Annotated in this window: 18 protein-coding genes and 1 other RNA gene; 9 read left to right on the plus strand and 10 right to left on the minus strand. The window is 65.2% G+C overall.

Features of this window, described 5'->3' with window-relative positions; genetic code table 11:
- Positions 1-3: 3 nt before the first annotated feature.
- The 3 genes from ACQ86E_RS06155 to ACQ86E_RS06165 all read right to left on the minus strand — a co-directional run bounded on the left by ACQ86E_RS06155 (position 4) and on the right by ACQ86E_RS06165 (position 1,994).
- Positions 4-765, minus strand: coding sequence for a tripartite tricarboxylate transporter TctB family protein (locus tag ACQ86E_RS06155; protein WP_431204651.1), 762 nt, complete (start codon positions 763-765; stop codon positions 4-6).
- A 96-nt stretch (positions 766-861) separates the two neighbouring features.
- The gene (locus ACQ86E_RS06160) at positions 862-1,392 is read right to left on the minus strand and encodes a chromate transporter (protein WP_431204652.1); all 531 of its coding nucleotides are present in this window, start codon (positions 1,390-1,392) and stop codon (positions 862-864) included.
- On the minus strand, positions 1,389-1,994 hold the full coding sequence (locus ACQ86E_RS06165; RefSeq protein WP_431204653.1) for a chromate transporter: 606 nt from the start codon (positions 1,992-1,994) through the stop codon (positions 1,389-1,391). The genes ACQ86E_RS06160 and ACQ86E_RS06165 overlap by 4 nt, the downstream gene beginning before the upstream one ends.
- Positions 1,995-2,077: 83 nt before the next feature.
- Between ACQ86E_RS06165 and ssrA the strand changes: the two genes are divergently transcribed.
- The 7 genes from ssrA to feoB all read left to right on the plus strand — a co-directional run bounded on the left by ssrA (position 2,078) and on the right by feoB (position 7,617).
- Positions 2,078-2,452: a transfer-messenger RNA gene (ssrA, locus tag ACQ86E_RS06170) on the plus strand.
- Between the two features lie 114 nt (positions 2,453-2,566).
- On the plus strand, positions 2,567-3,079 hold the full coding sequence (locus ACQ86E_RS06175; RefSeq protein ID WP_431204654.1) for an SspB family protein: 513 nt from the start codon (positions 2,567-2,569) through the stop codon (positions 3,077-3,079).
- Positions 3,080-3,166: 87 nt separating this feature from the next.
- Entirely contained in the window at positions 3,167-4,615 is a 1,449-nt protein-coding gene (gene fumC, locus ACQ86E_RS06180; RefSeq protein ID WP_431204655.1) for a class II fumarate hydratase, read from the plus strand.
- Between the two features lie 277 nt (positions 4,616-4,892).
- The gene (locus ACQ86E_RS06185) at positions 4,893-5,081 is read left to right on the plus strand and encodes a DUF4169 family protein (RefSeq protein ID WP_431204656.1); all 189 of its coding nucleotides are present in this window, start codon (positions 4,893-4,895) and stop codon (positions 5,079-5,081) included.
- Positions 5,078-5,332 carry a ribbon-helix-helix domain-containing protein gene (locus ACQ86E_RS06190; RefSeq protein WP_092228351.1) on the plus strand — a complete coding sequence of 85 codons (255 nt, stop codon included), beginning with the start codon at positions 5,078-5,080 and terminating at the stop codon, positions 5,330-5,332. Before ACQ86E_RS06185 ends, ACQ86E_RS06190 begins: the two co-directional genes overlap by 4 nt.
- A gap of 116 nt (positions 5,333-5,448) precedes the next feature.
- On the plus strand, positions 5,449-5,724 hold the full coding sequence (locus tag ACQ86E_RS06195) for a FeoA family protein (protein ID WP_431204657.1): 276 nt from the start codon (positions 5,449-5,451) through the stop codon (positions 5,722-5,724).
- Between the two features lie 21 nt (positions 5,725-5,745).
- Positions 5,746-7,617 carry a ferrous iron transporter B gene (feoB, locus tag ACQ86E_RS06200; protein ID WP_431204658.1) on the plus strand — a complete coding sequence of 624 codons (1,872 nt, stop codon included), beginning with the start codon at positions 5,746-5,748 and terminating at the stop codon, positions 7,615-7,617.
- Positions 7,618-7,864: 247 nt separating this feature from the next.
- Here feoB and ACQ86E_RS06205 read toward each other — a convergent pair whose 3' ends face one another.
- From ACQ86E_RS06205 to soxC, 4 genes are read right to left on the minus strand one after another with little or no spacing between them, the layout of a single operon-like run.
- The gene (locus tag ACQ86E_RS06205; protein ID WP_431204659.1) at positions 7,865-8,182 is read right to left on the minus strand and encodes a hypothetical protein; all 318 of its coding nucleotides are present in this window, start codon (positions 8,180-8,182) and stop codon (positions 7,865-7,867) included.
- 32 nt (positions 8,183-8,214) lie between these two features.
- Complete coding sequence (locus ACQ86E_RS06210) at positions 8,215-8,685, minus strand: DUF302 domain-containing protein (RefSeq protein WP_431204660.1); 471 nt, start codon at positions 8,683-8,685, stop codon at positions 8,215-8,217.
- 11 nt (positions 8,686-8,696) lie between these two features.
- A complete protein-coding gene (locus ACQ86E_RS06215) occupies positions 8,697-9,245 on the minus strand; it encodes a c-type cytochrome (protein ID WP_431204661.1) in 549 nt (182 codons plus the stop codon).
- The gene (gene soxC / locus ACQ86E_RS06220) at positions 9,232-10,503 is read right to left on the minus strand and encodes a sulfite dehydrogenase (protein ID WP_431204662.1); all 1,272 of its coding nucleotides are present in this window, start codon (positions 10,501-10,503) and stop codon (positions 9,232-9,234) included. The genes ACQ86E_RS06215 and soxC overlap by 14 nt, the downstream gene beginning before the upstream one ends.
- A 226-nt stretch (positions 10,504-10,729) precedes the next feature.
- Here soxC and ACQ86E_RS06225 point away from each other — a divergent pair, with 226 nt between their 5' ends.
- Positions 10,730-11,671 carry a cupin domain-containing protein gene (locus tag ACQ86E_RS06225; protein ID WP_431204663.1) on the plus strand — a complete coding sequence of 314 codons (942 nt, stop codon included), beginning with the start codon at positions 10,730-10,732 and terminating at the stop codon, positions 11,669-11,671.
- Positions 11,661-12,293 carry a class I SAM-dependent methyltransferase gene (locus tag ACQ86E_RS06230; RefSeq protein ID WP_431204664.1) on the plus strand — a complete coding sequence of 211 codons (633 nt, stop codon included), beginning with the start codon at positions 11,661-11,663 and terminating at the stop codon, positions 12,291-12,293. Before ACQ86E_RS06225 ends, ACQ86E_RS06230 begins: the two co-directional genes overlap by 11 nt.
- Positions 12,294-12,306: 13 nt before the next feature.
- On the opposite strand, the gene ACQ86E_RS06235 is transcribed toward ACQ86E_RS06230, so the two are convergent.
- From ACQ86E_RS06235 to ACQ86E_RS06245, 3 genes are all read right to left on the minus strand, one after another.
- A complete protein-coding gene (locus ACQ86E_RS06235) occupies positions 12,307-12,540 on the minus strand; it encodes a hypothetical protein (protein ID WP_431204665.1) in 234 nt (77 codons plus the stop codon).
- A 34-nt stretch (positions 12,541-12,574) separates the two neighbouring features.
- Positions 12,575-13,693 (minus strand): DUF2336 domain-containing protein, encoded by a 1,119-nt coding sequence (locus ACQ86E_RS06240; protein WP_431206411.1) that lies wholly within the window; start codon positions 13,691-13,693, stop codon positions 12,575-12,577.
- A 376-nt stretch (positions 13,694-14,069) separates the two neighbouring features.
- Positions 14,070-17,699, minus strand: coding sequence for an AsmA family protein (locus ACQ86E_RS06245; RefSeq protein ID WP_431204666.1), 3,630 nt, complete (start codon positions 17,697-17,699; stop codon positions 14,070-14,072).
- Positions 17,700-17,775: the final 76 nt, after the last annotated feature.

Genomic DNA, 17,775 nt, shown 5'->3' on the forward strand with positions numbered 1-17,775 from the left:
CCCTCACTGGACCAGGAAACGCGGGAACATCGGCATCGGCAGCCCGAGCACGTAAGGGAACAGCAGCGCGCAGCCGAGCGTCAGGCAGGCACCGACGATCACGGCTTCCAGCCAGCGTGTCTCGTGCGATCCCGTCGCCGCGATCATGAAGCTGACGAAGGCCGAGACCACGACGCCGAGCGGCCGGATCGCCAGCGCGAAGAAGAGGATTGCCGCCATCACGAACAGCGGCCCACGCCAGGAATAATGCGCCATCGCCGGTCCGTCGGTCAGCAGTCCCGTCAACGCGATGCCGGCGCCAAGCGCCACGAGCAGCCCGCCGAACATCCGGGGCGCCGTACCCGCGCCGAAGGAGAAGCCGCGCATCCCCTGCAGATCGCTGGAGGCCCACAGCGCGAACAGGGCAAGCGCCATCAGAACGATCCCGCCGACATAGTCCTGAGCCGACCGGATGGTCATGAACAGGGAGGCGATCGCAACCGCAAACATCGGATAGGAATAGATGAGCGCCAGCAGCACATCGGATGAGGCCTTCTTGGTTTCACCGCCGATCGATCCGATCAGCGCCCCGGGGGCGCCTGCGACCAGCGCGGTGGCGTGGCTGATCAGGACGGTGGCGGGGCCGCGTCCCGTGCCCCACCCGAAAATCGTCCCGATCGACCAGATGAACTCGAAAATCTGCGGCGCTACGGCCAGCAGACAAAAGCTGATCGCCACCGATGTGTTTCGGGTGGCTGTCGCCGAGTGGCCCATGGTATCGGCCATGCATGTCTCCTCCGCGACTCTTAAGTCACGAGCACTGTTGTTCTAATCGGCTTGGAAGTTGGTCCCCTCGCCCGCTCCACTGCCTAGCGATTTTCATCACACAATGCCAGCAAAACCCAACAGGCCCCCGGCCAGCAAAAGCCAGAGCGGATTGATGCGAGAGATGGAGGCGATCACTGCAACCGCCGCGGTCAGAAGCAGTGCAGCAACTGTGCGATCGGTCGACTGGGCCAGGATCAGGGCACTCGCCGCCATCAATCCGATCGAGAGCGGAACCAGTGCAGCCTGAATCAGCCCGGGCCAGCGCGACTGGCTCGGCCGGTTCAGGAGACGGCTGACATAATAGGCAAGCAGCGCCGTCGGCAGGCACATCGCCAGCGTTGCCGCCAGCGCTCCGGGGATGCCGGCGACGGCATAACCGATTAACGTCACGATAAGCACGTTTGGACCTGGCGAGAGTTGCGCGATCGCGTAGGCGTCGGCGAACTGCTTCTCGGTCATCCAGTGGTGCACATCGACCGCGATGCGATGCATCTCGGGGACGGCCGCCGCGGCGCCGCCGACCGCGAACAGCGACATCAAACCAAAGGTGGAGATCAGCACCCAGATCGGATTCTGGTTGTTCATGCTGCTACCTTCCGTCGCATCAGGAAGGTCACGCAGATGCTGACGGGGACCGCGACCAGCAGCACCGCCTGGAGCGGCAGGCGGAGCACGCCGATGGCAGCGAATACGCCGATCATCAGGATGAGCGCGACGACATCCATGCGCTTGAACAGCGGCGTCATCATGCGGAAGACCACCGCGATGAGGAGGCCGACCGCCGCGCAGGAGATGCCCGCGAGGATGCGGCGCAAGACGTCCACGTCGCCGAACCGGGCATAGGCGATGGCGAGCACGGTCATGATCAGCGTCGGCGGCAGCAACAGCCCGGTGAAGGCGGCAACCCCGCCGGCAATCCCGCGCAGCCGCGACCCGAACACCATCGACAGATTGACGATGTTGGGCCCGGGCAGGAAGTGGCAGAGCGCAAAGGTCTCGTTGAACTCGTCCGCCGTCATCCAGCGATGCCGATCGACAATGGCGTGCCGGGCAAACACCAGGACCCCGCCGAAACCTGCCAGCGACATCCGGGCAAAGGCCAGGAACAGCGCGACGAGGCCGGGCGGTGGGGCATGAGCGGCTGGGTGGTCCGGCTCTTGGGCGACCGGTGAGGAATCCGAGGACATCTCAGCAGCTTAGAACGTGCGTCACCGTGCGGCCAAGGCGATCCGGAACCTATCCAAAGGGAACTCGCGGTGGTCGCTCGAAACACCTGTCATTTGAAACCTTTGCCCCCTATATTGGGGGTGCCGGTTCGCCGGCTATGGAAATAAACGGTCGTCGCAATAAACCATTCGGACCCGGGGCGGTACCCGGCGCCTCCACCAAAGCCCACCGATCTTCGGGCTTCAGCCTGCCGGAAGGCGGGTTTTGGCGGGGGCGAAATAGGATCGACGAGGGCGTAAAGGGCGAACTTTTTCCCGGTATTGTTCCGCCGTTATCGGGCTATGCAATAGTTGCCAACGACAACTTTGCTCCGGTTGCTCAGGCTGCGTAACGCAGTTTGAAAGACCATTCTGAAGTCCTAACGGGTTAAGCTCCGTTAGGCGGGGTTCGGAGGCACCTGGCAACAGAAGCCTCCACTTACCTCTTATTTCCTTCCCGGCGGGGACTCCTGCTGACCCGTCAGGCGCGGTACTATTGCGGCTTGGCGAGTCGGGCCGGCAGGGCCCAGCTCCTGGAATGCAACAGGACCACCATGGCGACCGATCATATCCGATACGATGTGCTGGCCCGCGACGCGCTGCGCGGCGTGCTGCGGAAGGTACTGACCGATGCCGCGGCCCATGGACTTCCGGGCGAGCATCATTTCTTCATCACCTTCGTATCGAAGGCCGACGGCGTGAAGATCTCGCCACGGCTGCTCGCGCAATACCCCGAAGAGATGACGATCATTCTTCAGCACCAGTTCTGGGATCTGACCGTGCTCGAGGACCGCTTCGAGGTCGGCTTGTCCTTCGGCGGAATTCCGGAACGGCTGATCGTGCCGTTCAGCGCCATCAAGAGCTTTCTCGACCCGTCCGTGAAATTCGGCCTTCAGTTCGAGACCTCCGACGTCGCCGAAGTGGCGCCCGAGACATTGCCGGCCGCTCCCTCGGCCGTGGCGGTGCCCGCGCCTGCGACCGAGGCCGCTGACGGCACGGAAGAGCCGGCGGCCCCGAGCCAGGGCGGCGCCGAAGTCGTGCGGCTCGATCGTTTCCGCAAGAAATGATCTAGGTTGGGCGCGAAGCCGTCGCGCCCGGCCAAACTGCCTATATAGAAGAGCACATGAACAGGCCGTGGCGTTTCGTTCGGCAGAATGGATGTGCTCATGGCCAAAGCTGCCCGCTCCAAGCCGACCAACTCGAACACCGCCCGCCCCGCCACCCGCATCGAGACCGACAGCTTCGGTCCGATCGAGGTCCCCACCGATCGCTATTGGGGGGCGCAGACCGAGCGCTCGCGCCAGAATTTCCGCATCGGCATCGACCGCATGCCGATCTCGCTCGTGCACGCGCTCGGCATCGTCAAGCTCGCCGCCGCACAGTCGAACCTCGAGCTCGGCCTGCTCGACCAGCGCCGCGCCAACGCCATCATCCGCGCCGCCCGCGAGGTGATCGAGGGCAAGCTGGACGACCATTTTCCGCTCGTGGTGTGGCAGACCGGCTCGGGCACGCAGAGCAACATGAACCTCAACGAGGTGATCGCCAACCGCGCCAACGAGCTGCTCGGCGGCGAGCTCGGCGCCAAGAAGCCGGTGCATCCCAACGATCACGTCAACATGAGCCAGTCGTCGAACGACTCGTTTCCGACCGCCATGCATATCGCGGCCGCAAGCCGCATCAACGCCGATCTCGTCCCCGCCCTCGGCGGGCTGCTCCGCGCGCTGCGCAAGAAGGAGAAGGAGTTCGCCAAGATCGTCAAGATCGGCCGCACCCACACCCAGGACGCGACGCCCCTGACGCTCGGCCAGGAGTTCTCCGGCTATGCCGCGCAGGTCGAAAGCGGCATCGCCCGGCTCAAGGTCGCGGTGAAGGAGCTCTATCCGCTGGCGCAGGGCGGCACCGCCGTCGGCACCGGACTCAATTCAAAACCACGCTTTGCAAAGCTGTTCGCGAAGCACGTTGCGGGAATCACCAAACTCCCGTTCATCAGCGCCGCCAACAAATTCGAGGCGCTGGCCTCGAACGACGCCTATGTGCTCGCGCACGGCGCCATCAACTCGGTCGCGACCGGCCTGTTCAAGATCGCCAACGACATCCGTCTGCTCGGATCTGGCCCGCGCTCGGGCCTCGGCGAGCTGATCCTGCCGGAGAACGAGCCGGGCTCCTCGATCATGCCGGGCAAGGTCAATCCGACGCAATGCGAGGCGATGACCATGGTGTGCTGCCAGGTGTTCGGCAACCACACCGCCATCACGGTCGCCGGCAGCCAGGGCCATTTCGAGCTCAACGTCTACAAGCCCGTCCTCGCCTACAACATGCTGCACTCAATCCGCCTGATGGCCGATGCCGCGCGCTCCTTCACCGAGCATTGCGTCAGCGGCATCCGCGCCGACGAGAAGCGCATCAAGGAGCTGATGCAGCGCTCGCTGATGCTGGTGACGGCGCTCGCCCCGAAGATCGGTTACGACAACGCCGCCAAGGTGGCCAAGACCGCGCATGCCAACGGCACCACGCTGAAGGAGGAGGCGCTCCGTCTCGGCTTCGTCTCTGCGGACGAGTTCGACCGCCTGGTGCAGCCGGAGAAAATGACGCGGCCCGGGTGATTCCGAATTCCGATACCCCTCCGTAATGATACGGAGCCCAAGGGCACACAAATATGAGGTCCGGGGAGTAGGATTTGATTACCGTCAATGTCGCGGCGGGACGGCGTGCTAGGCAGGTCCATCCGCCCTCGACGGGGCGCAATTCATCGTTTGATGGCCCGAGAGGCCGATTGACGAGGACAAGCGAATGGCGATCAAGTCTCGTGGGGCGCAACGCGGCGCCTTGTTTCTGGAAGTTTCGTCCAGCCTGAAGAGGAGCGGATGATGGAGACGCGGCATGGGGAACGTCATCAACCTGAATCGTTTCAGGAAGCGCGCCGAACGGGAAACCTCGGCGAAGCAGGCGGACGCCAATCGGGCGAAGTTCGGCCGCACCAAGGCGGAGCGGTCGTCGGAGGAGACGCGCGCGGACAAGGCGAAGGGGCACCTGGACCAGCACCGGATCGATCACGAGGATCAATCATGAAGTCGCCCGTCGTGAAGCGATCGATCGTCGTCGCCGGCCACAAGACCAGCGTCAGCTTGGAAGAGGCATTCTGGAACGGCATGAAGGAGATCTCGGGCCTGCGCAACATGACGCTGTCCGAGCTCGTCGGCGAAATCGACGGTGCCCGCCAGCAGGGCAATCTGTCCTCGGCGATCCGCCTGTTCGTCCTCGACTACTTCAAGAGCCGCGCCATGGCCGCCATCCAGCAGGAAAAGGTCCCGGCCCAGTAGCCGCCGGGGCGTTTTCCCGGAGCGCCCCGCCGTCTGCACTTTAAAATCACTCTAAGGTGCGGCTTGGGCGCGCGAAGCGAGCTTGACCTCCATGCCCTGCGTTGAAAATACAGGGCATGACCGACAGCAATGATACGCGTTCGCAAATGCCGCTGGGCCTGGCCCAGCGCGGCTACACCGGCGTCATTCAGCACCTCTCCGCCGGGGATGCGGGTTCGGCTCTCTCCGAGATCGAGCTGGAGAGCCGCCTGATCGAGCTCGGCTTCGTCGAGGGGGCCCGGGTCGAGGTCCTGCACGAGGGGCTGGTCGGGCGCGACCCGATTGCCGTGCGGGTCGACAACATCACGATCGCGGTCCGCCGTCGTGAAGCCATGGCCATCATCGTCGCCTGACGCGACCGGATATTCGATTCCATGGAACTGCCCCTCCTGCATCTTGCCCTGGTCGGCACGCCAAACAGCGGCAAGACTTCGCTGTTCAATGCCCTGACCGGCAGCCGGCAGAAGGTCGCGAACTATCCGGGCGTCACCGTCGAGCGCAAGGAAGGCTTCTTCGTCACGCCGCTCGGACGCCAGGTCTCCGTGGTCGACCTGCCCGGCACCTATTCGCCGCGCGGCCGCAGCCCGGACGAGGAGATCACCCGCGATTTCGTGCTCGGCAAGGCCACCGGCGAGACGGTGCCCGACCTCGTTTTGTGCGTGGCCGACTCCACCAATCTGCGCCTGACCATCCGCCTGCTGCTGGAGCTCAAGCGCACCGGCCGGCCGATGATCCTGGTTCTCAACATGTTCGACATCGCCGCCCGCCGCGGCGTCACTGTCGACGTCGAGCGGCTCGCCAGGGAGCTCGGCGTGCCCGTGGTGACCTCGATCGCGGTGCGCAAGGGCGGCACGGCCGACCTGCTGGCGCTGACCGACGAGATCGCGGCAAAGCTCGCCGCCGAGCCGCAGGAGAACAGCTGGCGTGCGCTCAGCGTCGCCGAATTGCGCGCCACCCAGCGCGAGGCCGACCGCATCATCGCCGATTGCGTCAGCCTGCCAAGCCGGCCCGACACCTGGACCGCGCGGATCGACGCCGTGGTGCTGCACCCCGTCGGCGGGCTCATCGTGCTCGCGCTGATCCTGTTCGTGATGTTCCAGGCGGTGTTCGCCTGGGCGCAGCCGCTGATGGAGCTGCTCAACTCCGGCTTCGACGCGCTCGGCGAGTTGGTGCACGCCACCCTGCCCGCCGGCCTGCTGCAGAGCTTCCTGCAGAACGGCGTGATCTCGGGCGTCGGCAGCGTCATCGTGTTCCTGCCTCAGATCATCATCATCTTCCTGTTCATCCTGCTGCTGGAAGATTTCGGCTACATGGCGCGCGCCGCGTTCCTGATGGACCGCATCATGGGCGGCGCCGGCCTGCACGGCCGCGCCTTCATTCCGCTGTTGTCGAGCTTTGCCTGCGCCATTCCCGGCATCATGGCGACGCGCGTGATCGACAACAAGCGCGACCGGCTGACCACGATCCTGATCGCGCCGCTGATGACCTGCTCGGCGCGCATTCCGGTCTACACGCTGATCATCTCCGCCTTCATTCCGGCGAGGGACGTCTGGGGCTTCATCAACTTGCAGGGCCTCGTGATGTTCGGCCTCTACGCCACCGGCATCGCCAGCGCGCTTGCCGTCTCGTTCCTGATCAAGTTCTTCATGCTGCGCGACTATGCGCCGGCGCCGTTCATGCTGGAGCTGCCGGACTACAAGATGCCGCGGCTTAAATCGATCGCGATCGGCGTCACCACGCGGGCCAAGATGTTTCTCTACCGCGCCGGCACCACGATCTTCTCGATGATGGTGCTGATCTGGTTCCTGGCCTCGTTCCCACAGCCGCCGGCGGGCGCGACCGAGCCCGCCATCGACTTCAGCCTCGCCGCGATCATCGGCAAGGCGCTCGAGCCGCTGCTCGCCCCGGTCGGCTTCAACTGGCAGATCGCGGTGGCGCTGATCCCCGGCATGGCGGCGCGCGAGGTCGCGGTCGCCGCGCTCGGCACCGTCTATGCGATCGAAGGCGGCAAGGAAGCGGCCGAGCAGATCGGCCAGGTGCTGGCGACGAAATGGTCGCTCGCGACCGCGCTGTCGATGCTGGCCTGGTACATCTTCGCCCCGCAATGCGCCTCGACGCTGGCGGTGATCCGGCGCGAGACCGGAAGCTGGACCTGGATGGCGGTGACCTTCAGCTACATGCTGGTGCTGGCCTATGCGGCGAGCCTCGTGACGTACAACGTCGCCGTGGCGCTCGGGGCGGGATAGCCCCCGAAACAAAAACCGCGAAAACAACCCCATGCACAGTAGACCGATGCTGTGAGATCAATGGGTTACGCGTGTGCGAGGATCTTTCGACCGTAGCCGGGATGGAGCGGAGCGAAATCCGGGATTCTGACCGCGCAGCTCGTGAGATCGACAGAGCCTTCCTGTACGCCCAACCTGCGCTTCTTCGGAAAATCCGTTGACCCGTCGGGCAAAACAGGAGCATGATGGCAAAGTCGATCCTTGCCAGTCAGCGCTGGCTGCCCTGTCCATCGTCCGGATCGTTGTCCGGCTCCGGGATCAGCACGGCGGGTTCGTCATAGCCTTTGCGGCTGCTGTAAAACACCAGCGCCATCAAGCCGACGCCGACGACCAGCGAAAACACGACGCCGAGCACCAGCGCGACATAGCCCGACGCCGGCACGCTGGTATCGGTGCTGATCCAGCCGAGATAGCCGAGAACGCACGCCGCAACGAGCATCGCGCAGAGCACCGCGATGACAGTCCATCTGGCGAGCCTGCCGCCTTGCGGAACGGATGATGCCGGTTGTCCGTCAGTGCTGTTCATGGAGATCTCCTCGGGCGGCAGTCGCGTCACGCTTACGGTGCGGTGGCCTTGGTCGCGATCGCATGCAGGGCCCCGGTCATCGCAGTCACGGCAGCCTTGGCCGGCTCACCGACACCATGACGCCCGGCGAGCCAGGCGGGATCGTTGTAGCTGAGCCAGGTGACGCCTTGCTCGTCCTGCCAGACCAGCGCCTTCAGCGGCAAGTCGATGCCGACAGTCTGCGCTTGCTGCATCAACGGCGTGCCGCCCTTGGCGTTGCCGAAGATGATGAGATCGGTCGGCCGCAAGTTGAGGCCGACAGCGCTGGCACCCGCGGCATGATCAACATGGGCAAACACCGTGAGGCCCTTGGCCTTCACTTCGGCTTCCAGCCGTTTCATCGTATCTTCCGGCCCGAAACTGCTCTTGATGGTGATGAGTCCGTCTGCGGCCATTGCAGGTGTCTCCCATGAACATGTCGCTGCAATCACAGCGAGGATCTTGATCAGCGCCGAAAGCTTCATGCGCCACTCGCTCACTTCTTGCGGAACAGCTTCGCCGGGTCGAATTCCGGCTGAGGAATGAAGCCGTCGCGATTGGGCATCTTGATCTTCGGTAACGTGTCCTTGTCGACCTTGCCGTCGGCGGGGACGATGCCGTTGAGGCTCAGGATGTAGGCGGTGACGGCGTAGGTCTCGTCGATGCTGAGCGAGCCCGGCGTCGGATACGGCATTGCGCGATGAATGTAGTCGTACAACGTCGTCGCATAAGGCCAGAAACTGCCGACAGTCTTGACCGGCGCGCTGGACGCGAGCGTGCCCTGACCACCGGCGAGACGATCCTTGATGCCGCCCTGGCCGTTCTCGCCGTGACAGACCGCGCAATTGTCGGAGAAGACCTGCTTGCCCTGCGCGACCGTGCCGCTGCCGTCAGGCAGGCCCTTGCCGTCGGGCCCGACGTCGATGTCCCACAGCTTGATCTCCTCCGGCGTCGCCGGGCGCCCGAAATCGAACGCCAGCGCGGGCGCAGCGAGCAGTCCGGTGACGAACAGGCTCGCGAGAAGCAGCTTGCTATGCGAGGACATTGCGGACCCTCCCGGCCTCGTCGATGCTCCAGGTCTGCTGGGCGTTGTAGTGGAACAGCGCATTGGTCCCCATCGCGGTGATGAAGGACTGCCGGTCCGGTTGAACATGGCCCTGCTCGTCAGTGGAGCGGCTCACGATTTTGGTCGGCTTGCCATCCCAGACCCAATCCATCTGGAAGCGCACCTGCGCCTTGGCCAGCACCGGCTGGCTCAGTTGTGCCTGCTTCCATGTCCTGGCGCCGTCGGTCGAGATCTCGACCTTGGCGATCCTGCCATGACCGCTCCAGGCAAGCCCGGTGATGCGGTTGTATCCCGGCTGGATCTGCATCATGCCCGAGGGCTGGGTGATGACGGAGTTGGTCTCCATCCGCAGTTGGAACTGCCGAGCCTTGCCGTTCGCCAGCAGTTGCGTGTAGCGCGCCGTCTCCCAGCGCGTCATCCAGGGCGCGTTACCGAACTTGAGGCGGCGCAGCCACTTGATGTTGAGGTTGCCCTCGAAGCCCGGCATCACCAGCCGCATCGGAAAGCCGTGCGCCGGCCGCAGCGGCTCACCGTTCTGCCCGTAAGCGACGAAGGCCTCGTTCATGATCTCGTCGGTGAGGGGAATGCTGCGATCGACGCCGGCGCCGTCGCCGCCTTCCGCCAGCATCCAGTTCGAGCCCTTGTCCTTGCTCACGAGGTCGATCAGGAATTTGAGTGGCACCCCGGTCCATTCATTGGTGCTGACGAGGCCATGCGTGTTCTGCACCGTGATGTCAGGATCGGCCTGTTTCCAGTTCTCCCATCCGTTGCCGGTGCATTCGATGAAGACCACGCGCGTGATCGACGGCATGCGCTTGAGATCGTCCACGCTGAAGACCAGCGGCTTCCCCACCATGCCATGGATAAGAAGCCGGTGTTGCGCGGGATCAATGTCGGGCACGCCGGAATGGCTGCGCTCGTAATGCAGATCGGTCGGCGTGATGTTGCCCACCAGCTTCTGGTGCGGAGTCTTGGAATTGATGGCATCGCCGGGATCGACGTTGCGCTTGCCCGGTGTCGCCTCGGGAATGCGATCGATTTTGGCAAAACGGGAACGTTCGCTGTGCGCACTGAGATCAGCGCCAGGCCCGCGATCGGGAACATCGGCCAGCGTTTCGGCGCCGGCCGCCTCGGTCGCAACCGCGCCAAGAATGCCCGCCGAGAGGCTTCCCACGAAGCCGCGGCGCGACAGATTCGCAGGCCGCGGCAATGATTCTATTTGCATCTTGGAGGTCATGCAGTCTCCCGTCGATAATCGTGGCTTCTGGAATGCCTGCCGCTTTCATCCCGACATTTACCGGACGCCGGCGAAATTGCGCGTTAGGTTGTGTTAGATTCCATGAGCATTCAGGCACCCATTGGCGCGATGACTCGCGCGATCGATTATGATTTAGAAGCGCTCACGGCTCGGTAGAATGGCCGGGCGGCTCGGAGTCATGTCCGGGCGGATCAAGGGGTGACGAATGCCGAGGGCGGAAGCAGCGGAATGGTTGAAAGCAATGGTGCCGCTGTTCAAAATCCGCCCCGTTATCGACGACTCCTGCAGATTTGGTGGCAGCTGGGAATCGCTACACGCGCCAAACGGCAGGGGATGGGCGCAATTCCACATGGTCACGCGCGGCTCTTGCGTGGTCGAGAGACCGGGCCTGAGTTCGCAGAGGCTGGAAACCGGTGACATTCTGCTTCTGCCGCACGGCGATAGTCACGTGGTACGAGGTCAAGCGAGCCGCGGCGCAACGCGGATATCAAGCAATATGCGAAACGGTGTCCGCCACCGCGCCACGGTCGACGCTGAGGCCGATACCGAATTCCTTTGCGGCAGGCTCCTGTTTGAAACGTCGGCCGCGAACCCGCTGATCGCGGCGCTTCCCGATGAAATCGTCCTTCACACAGCGGGAGAGCCGATTCTAGAAAGGTTTCGGCACCTGTTGACCGACATCCGCGATGAGCTGGACGCAGGACGGGTCGGATCGGAGATGGTCGCTGCCGACCTCGCGAGGGCCCTGTTCGTTATGATGCTCCGCGACCATCTGGCGGACGATGCCTCCGGGAACAATACCGTTTCTCTATTGCGCGACCGCACGACGGCCCGTGTCGTGTCGGCGATCCTCAACGATCTTGCAAGGGATTGGACGCTCGACGAGATGGCAGCAGTCGCTATCTCGTCGCGCGCGACGTTGGTGCGTGCCTTCCGAAAGCACGCAGGGACAACTCCGATGACGTTCCTGTCCAATTTGAGACTGACGACCGCGCGCAAACGGCTGGCCGGGACCTCCGATTCGATCGCGAAGATCGCCGGCGAAGTCGGCTATGCGTCCGAAGGCGCCTTGAGCAAGGCCATCATGCGCAAATACGGCGTGCGGCCCGGCGCGCTGAGAATCGGTGAGGCGGCGAATGAATTCTGATGCCGACAACATCGTCGGATTGTATCGCCGGCACGCGGCGGCCTGGTTGCGTCAGCGGGGCCGGCATCTGACGGAGCGCAAGTGGCTCGACCGACTTGTCGCGCTTCTGCCTGCCAAGCCGAAAGTGCTCGATATCGGATGCGGCCCCGGCGAGCCGATCGCGCGCTATCTGCTCGAAACGGGGTGTGCCGTCACAGGGATCGATGCCGCTCCAGAAATGATCGACATCGCAAAGGACACTTTTCCGGGCGCGACCTGGCTCGTTTCGGACATGCGCTCATTGAACCTCGACGCGACGTTCGACGGCCTGCTCGCCTGGAACAGCTTCTTTCATCTGAACCCTGGGGACCAGCGCCGGATGTTTCCGGTTTTTCGGCGACATGCCGCTGCAGGCGCGGCGCTGATGTTCACGAGCGGCCCGTCCTTCGGCGAAGCCATGGGGACGTTCGAGGGCGAGCCGCTTTATCACGCGAGCCTCGATGCGGCTGAGTATCGCCAATTGCTCGACAGCAACGGTTTTGACGTCGCCGACCACGTGGTCGAGGATCCCGAATGCGGCCGGCTCACCGTCTGGATCGGACGGTTACGCAACGCGGCTGCGGCCGCGAGCGTCGGCTCGTAGCCCGCAAGATGGCTTACCTGAAATAACCCAGCACGAGATCGGTATCCGAACTGCCGGCGACGGTGCCGTTCAGCTCGGCGTCGATGACGCGGCGGCAGGCTTCGATCGCGGCGTGATCGCCGAGATCGTTGGCGGCTTCCAGCACGAGCCAAGCGGCATCGACCGTGGCCCTCTCCGGAGCCGACCCGCTGGTGTCGGCGTTGAGGCTTTTGGTCTTGCGAACCGCGGTGCCGAATTGAGGCAACATTGCAAATACTCCCTTTCGAATTCCGGGATGATGCTCAGTGCACCTGTTGGAGCTCGGGCTGACGGCCCGCATCGGCATTCGCGGTCTTGCGCGACTGGTAGAATTTCAAGACGCTGCGCGAGGTCTCGATCTTGAGCCGGCCGAACTCGCGCTCGTTGTCGTGGAGCTCGCGCGCCGTGATCAGATGGTCCTTGGCGCCGAGGAACAGGAGCGACATCGTCGTATCCCACGAGAAATCAAGCGCCTTGCACAAGACCAGGATCATCTCGCGGTTGCGGTCCATCATCGCGCGCTCGATCACGTCGACCGGCAGCGACGACAACAGCGACAGGCCAATCTGCACCTCGTCGAAACGGTGCTGGCGCGCATAATTCGAGATCGAGTCCTGGTTGAGGTTGCCCTGGCGGTACTGCGTCGTCACCACGCGCTTGGCCACGAAATAGCTGCGCGAGGACGGACCGAACTTGGACTGCAGATCGCCGGTGACCTCGGTCACCGAGCTCTGGATCTGCGACATCATCTCGGGGCGTTCGCTCTCGAGCCGGCGGCGGACGTCTTCCGACGCCTTGGAGATGAGCTGCTGGAAGACGTGACGCGGCACGTCCTTGCGCAGCCCGAGCTGCTCGGCGAGGATCGAATCGCCTTCTGCACGCCTGACCATGTGCAGCAGGCCCGAGCCTGAAAAGCGCGCGCCCTCGTTCCTGGCGACCGAAGTCACGACCTCCTGGTCGCCGCGCTTGACCAGCACGTCGGTCACGGCCTCGCCGATCGACTTGCGCTGGGCGATCGCCAGCAGGTGCGACTGGCCCTTGGTCAGGGCGCTCTCGACCAGCATCTTCTCGTCGATGCGATTGGAGTCGCGCAGCACGGGACCGGCGACATCGATCTCGTCGTCGAGGGCGAGCTTGGCGATGACGTTGAGCGGGGCGTGATCACAGCCCGCCATCAGTTCGGAGAGCTGCGCCCGCGCGGCAACCTCGATCTCGTCGGCGAGACGCCCGATGACCTCGCCGAACGTGCTGATCTCGGTCTCGCTGTAGCGGCCGGTGATCAGGATGTCGGTCGCATGCCACAACGCCTTGGCCCGGCTTTCGTCGGAGCCGCGCGCGATGGCGTCGTCCAGATCCTGTAGAAGCGATTTCGCCCCGTTCATGTCGTTCACCCCGGTTCTTCCCAGTTCTTCCCAGTTCTTGGCGCGCCCATCCTGCTTGTGCTGGCAGGATGCCGAATTCCTCTGGGAACAGACATTAGGGAACAAACGCTGGAATCCGGTAAAGTCGGCAGATCAGTTTTGCTGACGAGAATTCGTTCAAATGCGAGGGAATGGGTTTACCGGAGGGTGAGGCGTGGCAACGGCCCGGGAAGTGCGCTCCCTCTCCCGCTTGCGGGAGTGGGCTGGGGAGAGGGTATCTCCGCAGAGAGACTCCCCAGAGGAGAGAGCCCTCACCCGGCGCTCTGCGCCGACCTCTCCCGCAAGCGGGCGAGGTTGACCGAGCCAGCGGCCCGTTCCGTGCTAACCAACTCTGCCCTTACGGATTCGACGGCGTCAGCACCAGCGGCGGTTTCGGCCTCGGCTTCGCAGGCGGCGGGCCGGGCGCCGGTCTCACCTCGATCGGGGGCGGCAGCGGAGCGGCCTGGCTCGTGAGCGGCTGACCTGTGATTGAAGGGCTTGGCGCGGCGGGGGCAGCTTGCGGCGCCTTCGGCGTCGGCGCAGCTTTGGGCTTCGGCGGTGCGCGGCGCGGATCGCGGCCTGGCAGCGGCACGTCGGTCAGCGACGGCTCCGGCGCGGGGTCCGGGGAGACCAGCGTCGGCAGCGCGGCGGTCGCCGGCGGCGGCTCGCCGCGCTCGATCGCATCCAGCCGGCGGGTTTCGCGATCGATCGTGCGCACCGCAAGCCACGACGACAGCGGCGACAGGTCGATTGTGCGGTTGAGCTTGTCAGGGGGACCCGCTGCGAACAGCAGGATCTCCGGCGGAGCACCGGACAGCCCGGTCATGATCGGCGTCAGGCTGGCGCGGATGTCGGCCTGGTCTGCAGGAATGTCGTAGCCGCCGGACACGATGGCGCGGGCGTTCTTCGCCTCGAGCGTCGTTGCACCGACGCGCAAGCGTCCGTCGCGGATCGTGAACGGGAACTGTGCCGAGGCGACCGCGATCGGCGCGGCGGCAAGCGCGGGCTCGACCAGTTGTCGTAGCCTGACGTCGTCGGCGACCTGGCCGCCGTCGCTGGCGCGGATGGCGATCTCGAAGGCACGCGGATTGAGGCCGGCGATCTCGGCCGACTCCAGCGTCACCGTGCCGTTGCCGGCGAGCGCGCCGGTCAGGGCCGCGACGCTGCGGCCCTGGCTCGACAACGCCATCTGGATCGAGGCGCGCCCCTTGGGCAGCGCCAGATCGCGGTAACGCAGCGTCGTCGCATCGACATTGCCGAGATCGATGCGCGTATTCAGCGCGAGGCCGTTAGCACCATTCCGCGCGTCAAGGCTTGCCGACATCTCGCCGCCGCCGATGCCGCCCTTCAGCGCATCGAGCGCGAGCGACTGGCCGTCGCTCCGGATCGTGCCGCCGACAGGGCGCAGCTCGATGCCGCCTGGCAACGTCCCGCGCAACGCCTGGAATGCGACGCGACCGCGCCAACCGCCGAGAAGTCCGGGGCTCAACGGCTCGCCGGCATCATGTCCGGCAGCGCCGATGGCCATCGCGAGCGCCGGCATCAGGTCGAGCGAGTCGAGGCCGACCTCGCCGTCTACGCTCTTCTCCTGATCCAGCGTCACCGACAGATGGCCGCGCAGATGCGAGCCGGCCGCGTTGCTGTCGAGATCGTCGAAAGTCAGGCGATTGCCTGACAGCCCGACGCGCGATGACAGGCTGACATTCTGGGTCGATTTGTCGGTCGGGCTGGTGCCGAACAGCGGCGCCAGATTGGCGTTGCGCACGCGCAGGTTCACGTTGGCCTTCAGCTCCGGCGCGGACAGATCGACGCTTCCCTGCGCATCCGCGTCCAGGCCGCCGCCACTGACCTTTGCGGTCAATTGCAGCGGCCGGCGCCAGGCGCCGGTGACTTTGCCTTCGAACTGCGAGGCACCCTCGCCTGCGGCCACCACCCGATCGAGCCCGAGCAGCGCCAGCAATGCACTGGCCTGCGGCGTCGAGGCTTTCGACTCCAGCGTGAAGTCGCTGTTGCGCAAGCGGTCGATATCGATGCCGTTGACGGCTGCAGCCGGCGTCTGCGCGACAAGCATCGCGGTGGCCTTGAGCTGTGGCGCGTCGAGGTCTAGCACGACGCGGGCGTCGCTGCGATCGGCATGCTCCGCATTCCTGTCGAGGCTGAGGTCGAGCTTCAGCCGGGTCGCGCCGGGCAGCGGTGGGAGCGCATCGAAGCGAGCGCGCACCGCCGGCGCAAACGGCTCGATCAGCGCCGTGAGTTCGCGCAGCGAATTGGCGGAAGATCTCAGCGCGAGCTTGCCGGTGGCCTTGGCGCGGTCGAAGCCGCCGCTCGCCTCGATGGTCACGCCGCTGGCCTGGCCGAAGCGCAACTGCTCCAGCGACAGCGCCGCGGGCCCGTAACCGAGCTTTGCCGTGAACGGCCGCAGCTCCTGGCCCGCGGAGATCGCGCGACCGACGTCGAGCGACAACGTGGCCTCCTCCGGCCATTCGCCCTGTGGGCCGCCGAGCGCGCGGACAAAGCTCGCGGCGGCGTCGAGATCGAGACGGTCGGCCTTGAGCTCGGCGTCGATCCGCGAGCCCCTGCTTGCGCCGGTCTGGACGAAGGCGATGCGGCCCTCGACGGTGCCGCCTTCGATGTCGGCCTTCAGCTTGTCGATGGCGAAATGGTTGGCTGCAATCGTCACGTCGCCGGCAAGCCGCAGCGGCCGCGTGCTGCGGCGGTTGACCTCGCTGCGGCCCTGGAGCCACGCCACCAGCGTATCCGGGTCGGACGACTCCACGCTGAGACGGCCGCTGAAACTGTCGGCGCCGGGCGTGGCGCCGTTGAGCGACAGCTGCGTCATGCCGGGCGCGCGCAGTTCAAGACGCTGGAAGGTCCAGGACCGGCCGTCGGTCTGAAGCTCCGTCGTGATATTCTGGAGCGGACGGCCACCGAGCATGATCTGGTCGGAGTTGAACTCGATCTGCGCCGGGATCGGCGCCTGCGGGATCGCGGCGAGGCCCGCGCGCAGCGCCGGCAGGATGCGGAGCGGCTCGGAATCGTCCTTGGCGGCGAGCTTGTCGGCGTCGACCTGACGCGCCGACAGCACCGCGCGCAGCAGCGGCGAGGCGCCGAACCTGAGATCGCCGACGCCGCCGACCTTCAACGCATTGTCATCAGCGCCGAAGCTGGCATCGACCTGCTCGAATTTGGCGCCGGCCGGATCGGCCTTGAGCTTCGTCGTGAGCTTCCAGGGCATCGGCCCGGTCTCGCCCTTCTTTGGCGCGGGCACGGCGAGCGTCAACGCACCGTCGAATTTCGGCAGGCGGTTGTCGAAGGCGAGCACGCCTTCGAGATCGGCAAGGATGGCGCGCTCGCCGGGATCGATGTTGAGGTGGAGACGGGTGGCGCTGCCGTCGGCGCTCGGACCGGAGGAGACGCGGAACGGATAGCGCACCCCGGTCACGGTGAAGCTGCCATCGCCGCGGACCGCGCCGGCCAGCGAGCGCACGTCTCCGGCAAAAGCGATGTCGTTGAGCTCCAGCGTCGAGCGGCTGGCGGCGTCGTGCAGGGCGATGCGGCCGGTGAGGTTGACCCGCTCGATGGCCAGCGAGGCCAGATTGAAGGTGCCGCTCGCGGTGGACGGCAAATCGACCCGGCCCCTGGCGTCGAGGCCGAGATCGACCGCCATGCCGCCCACCGTGAGCTCGGTGGCGCGCCATTCACCGCGCATCAGGGAGCTCAGGCTGAACTCGACGTCGAGCTTGTCGGCGCGCAGGCGGCCGAGATCGTTGTTGCCGCCGAAGGTGACCGCGCGCAGCCGCAGGGTCGGCGCCGGCAACAGCCGCGCGTCGAGCTCGCCCGCCACCCGCACCGGCACGCCAATGATCCGGCCGGCCTCCGCCTCGAACTGGGGCCTGAACTGGTTCCAGTCGATGAAGTAAGGCCCGATCAGCGCGGCGAGCAGCGCCAAGATGAAGGCAATCGCCAATCCGAGCAGCGTCGTCTGCACGGGTCTCCCCTCGGCCAAACCGTGACCCGGGCCAAACCTTGACCTGGAAGGTTTCAGGCGCGCCGGAACTGTCCCT

This window comes from Bradyrhizobium betae, assembly GCF_050632175.1.
In the GTDB taxonomy this organism is placed as follows: Bacteria; Pseudomonadota; Alphaproteobacteria; order Rhizobiales; family Xanthobacteraceae; genus Bradyrhizobium; species Bradyrhizobium betae_B.

Bases quoted from the DNA above. Each gene is read 5' to 3' on its own strand.
- ACQ86E_RS06155 (WP_431204651.1), bottom strand. From the start codon at position 765: ATGGCCGATACCATGGGCCACTCGGCGACAGCCACCCGAAACACATCG.
- ACQ86E_RS06160 (WP_431204652.1), bottom strand. From the start codon at position 1,392: ATGAACAACCAGAATCCGATCTGGGTGCTGATCTCCACCTTTGGTTTG.
- ACQ86E_RS06165 (WP_431204653.1), bottom strand. From the start codon at position 1,994: ATGTCCTCGGATTCCTCACCGGTCGCCCAAGAGCCGGACCACCCAGCC.
- ACQ86E_RS06175 (WP_431204654.1), top strand. From the start codon at position 2,567: ATGGCGACCGATCATATCCGATACGATGTGCTGGCCCGCGACGCGCTG.
- fumC (WP_431204655.1), top strand. From the start codon at position 3,167: ATGGATGTGCTCATGGCCAAAGCTGCCCGCTCCAAGCCGACCAACTCG.
- ACQ86E_RS06185 (WP_431204656.1), top strand. From the start codon at position 4,893: ATGGGGAACGTCATCAACCTGAATCGTTTCAGGAAGCGCGCCGAACGG.
- ACQ86E_RS06190 (WP_092228351.1), top strand. From the start codon at position 5,078: ATGAAGTCGCCCGTCGTGAAGCGATCGATCGTCGTCGCCGGCCACAAG.
- ACQ86E_RS06195 (WP_431204657.1), top strand. From the start codon at position 5,449: ATGACCGACAGCAATGATACGCGTTCGCAAATGCCGCTGGGCCTGGCC.
- feoB (WP_431204658.1), top strand. From the start codon at position 5,746: ATGGAACTGCCCCTCCTGCATCTTGCCCTGGTCGGCACGCCAAACAGC.
- ACQ86E_RS06205 (WP_431204659.1), bottom strand. From the start codon at position 8,182: ATGAACAGCACTGACGGACAACCGGCATCATCCGTTCCGCAAGGCGGC.
- ACQ86E_RS06210 (WP_431204660.1), bottom strand. From the start codon at position 8,685: ATGAAGCTTTCGGCGCTGATCAAGATCCTCGCTGTGATTGCAGCGACA.
- ACQ86E_RS06215 (WP_431204661.1), bottom strand. From the start codon at position 9,245: ATGTCCTCGCATAGCAAGCTGCTTCTCGCGAGCCTGTTCGTCACCGGA.
- soxC (WP_431204662.1), bottom strand. From the start codon at position 10,503: ATGACCTCCAAGATGCAAATAGAATCATTGCCGCGGCCTGCGAATCTG.
- ACQ86E_RS06225 (WP_431204663.1), top strand. From the start codon at position 10,730: ATGCCGAGGGCGGAAGCAGCGGAATGGTTGAAAGCAATGGTGCCGCTG.
- ACQ86E_RS06230 (WP_431204664.1), top strand. From the start codon at position 11,661: ATGAATTCTGATGCCGACAACATCGTCGGATTGTATCGCCGGCACGCG.
- ACQ86E_RS06235 (WP_431204665.1), bottom strand. From the start codon at position 12,540: ATGTTGCCTCAATTCGGCACCGCGGTTCGCAAGACCAAAAGCCTCAAC.
- ACQ86E_RS06240 (WP_431206411.1), bottom strand. From the start codon at position 13,693: ATGAACGGGGCGAAATCGCTTCTACAGGATCTGGACGACGCCATCGCG.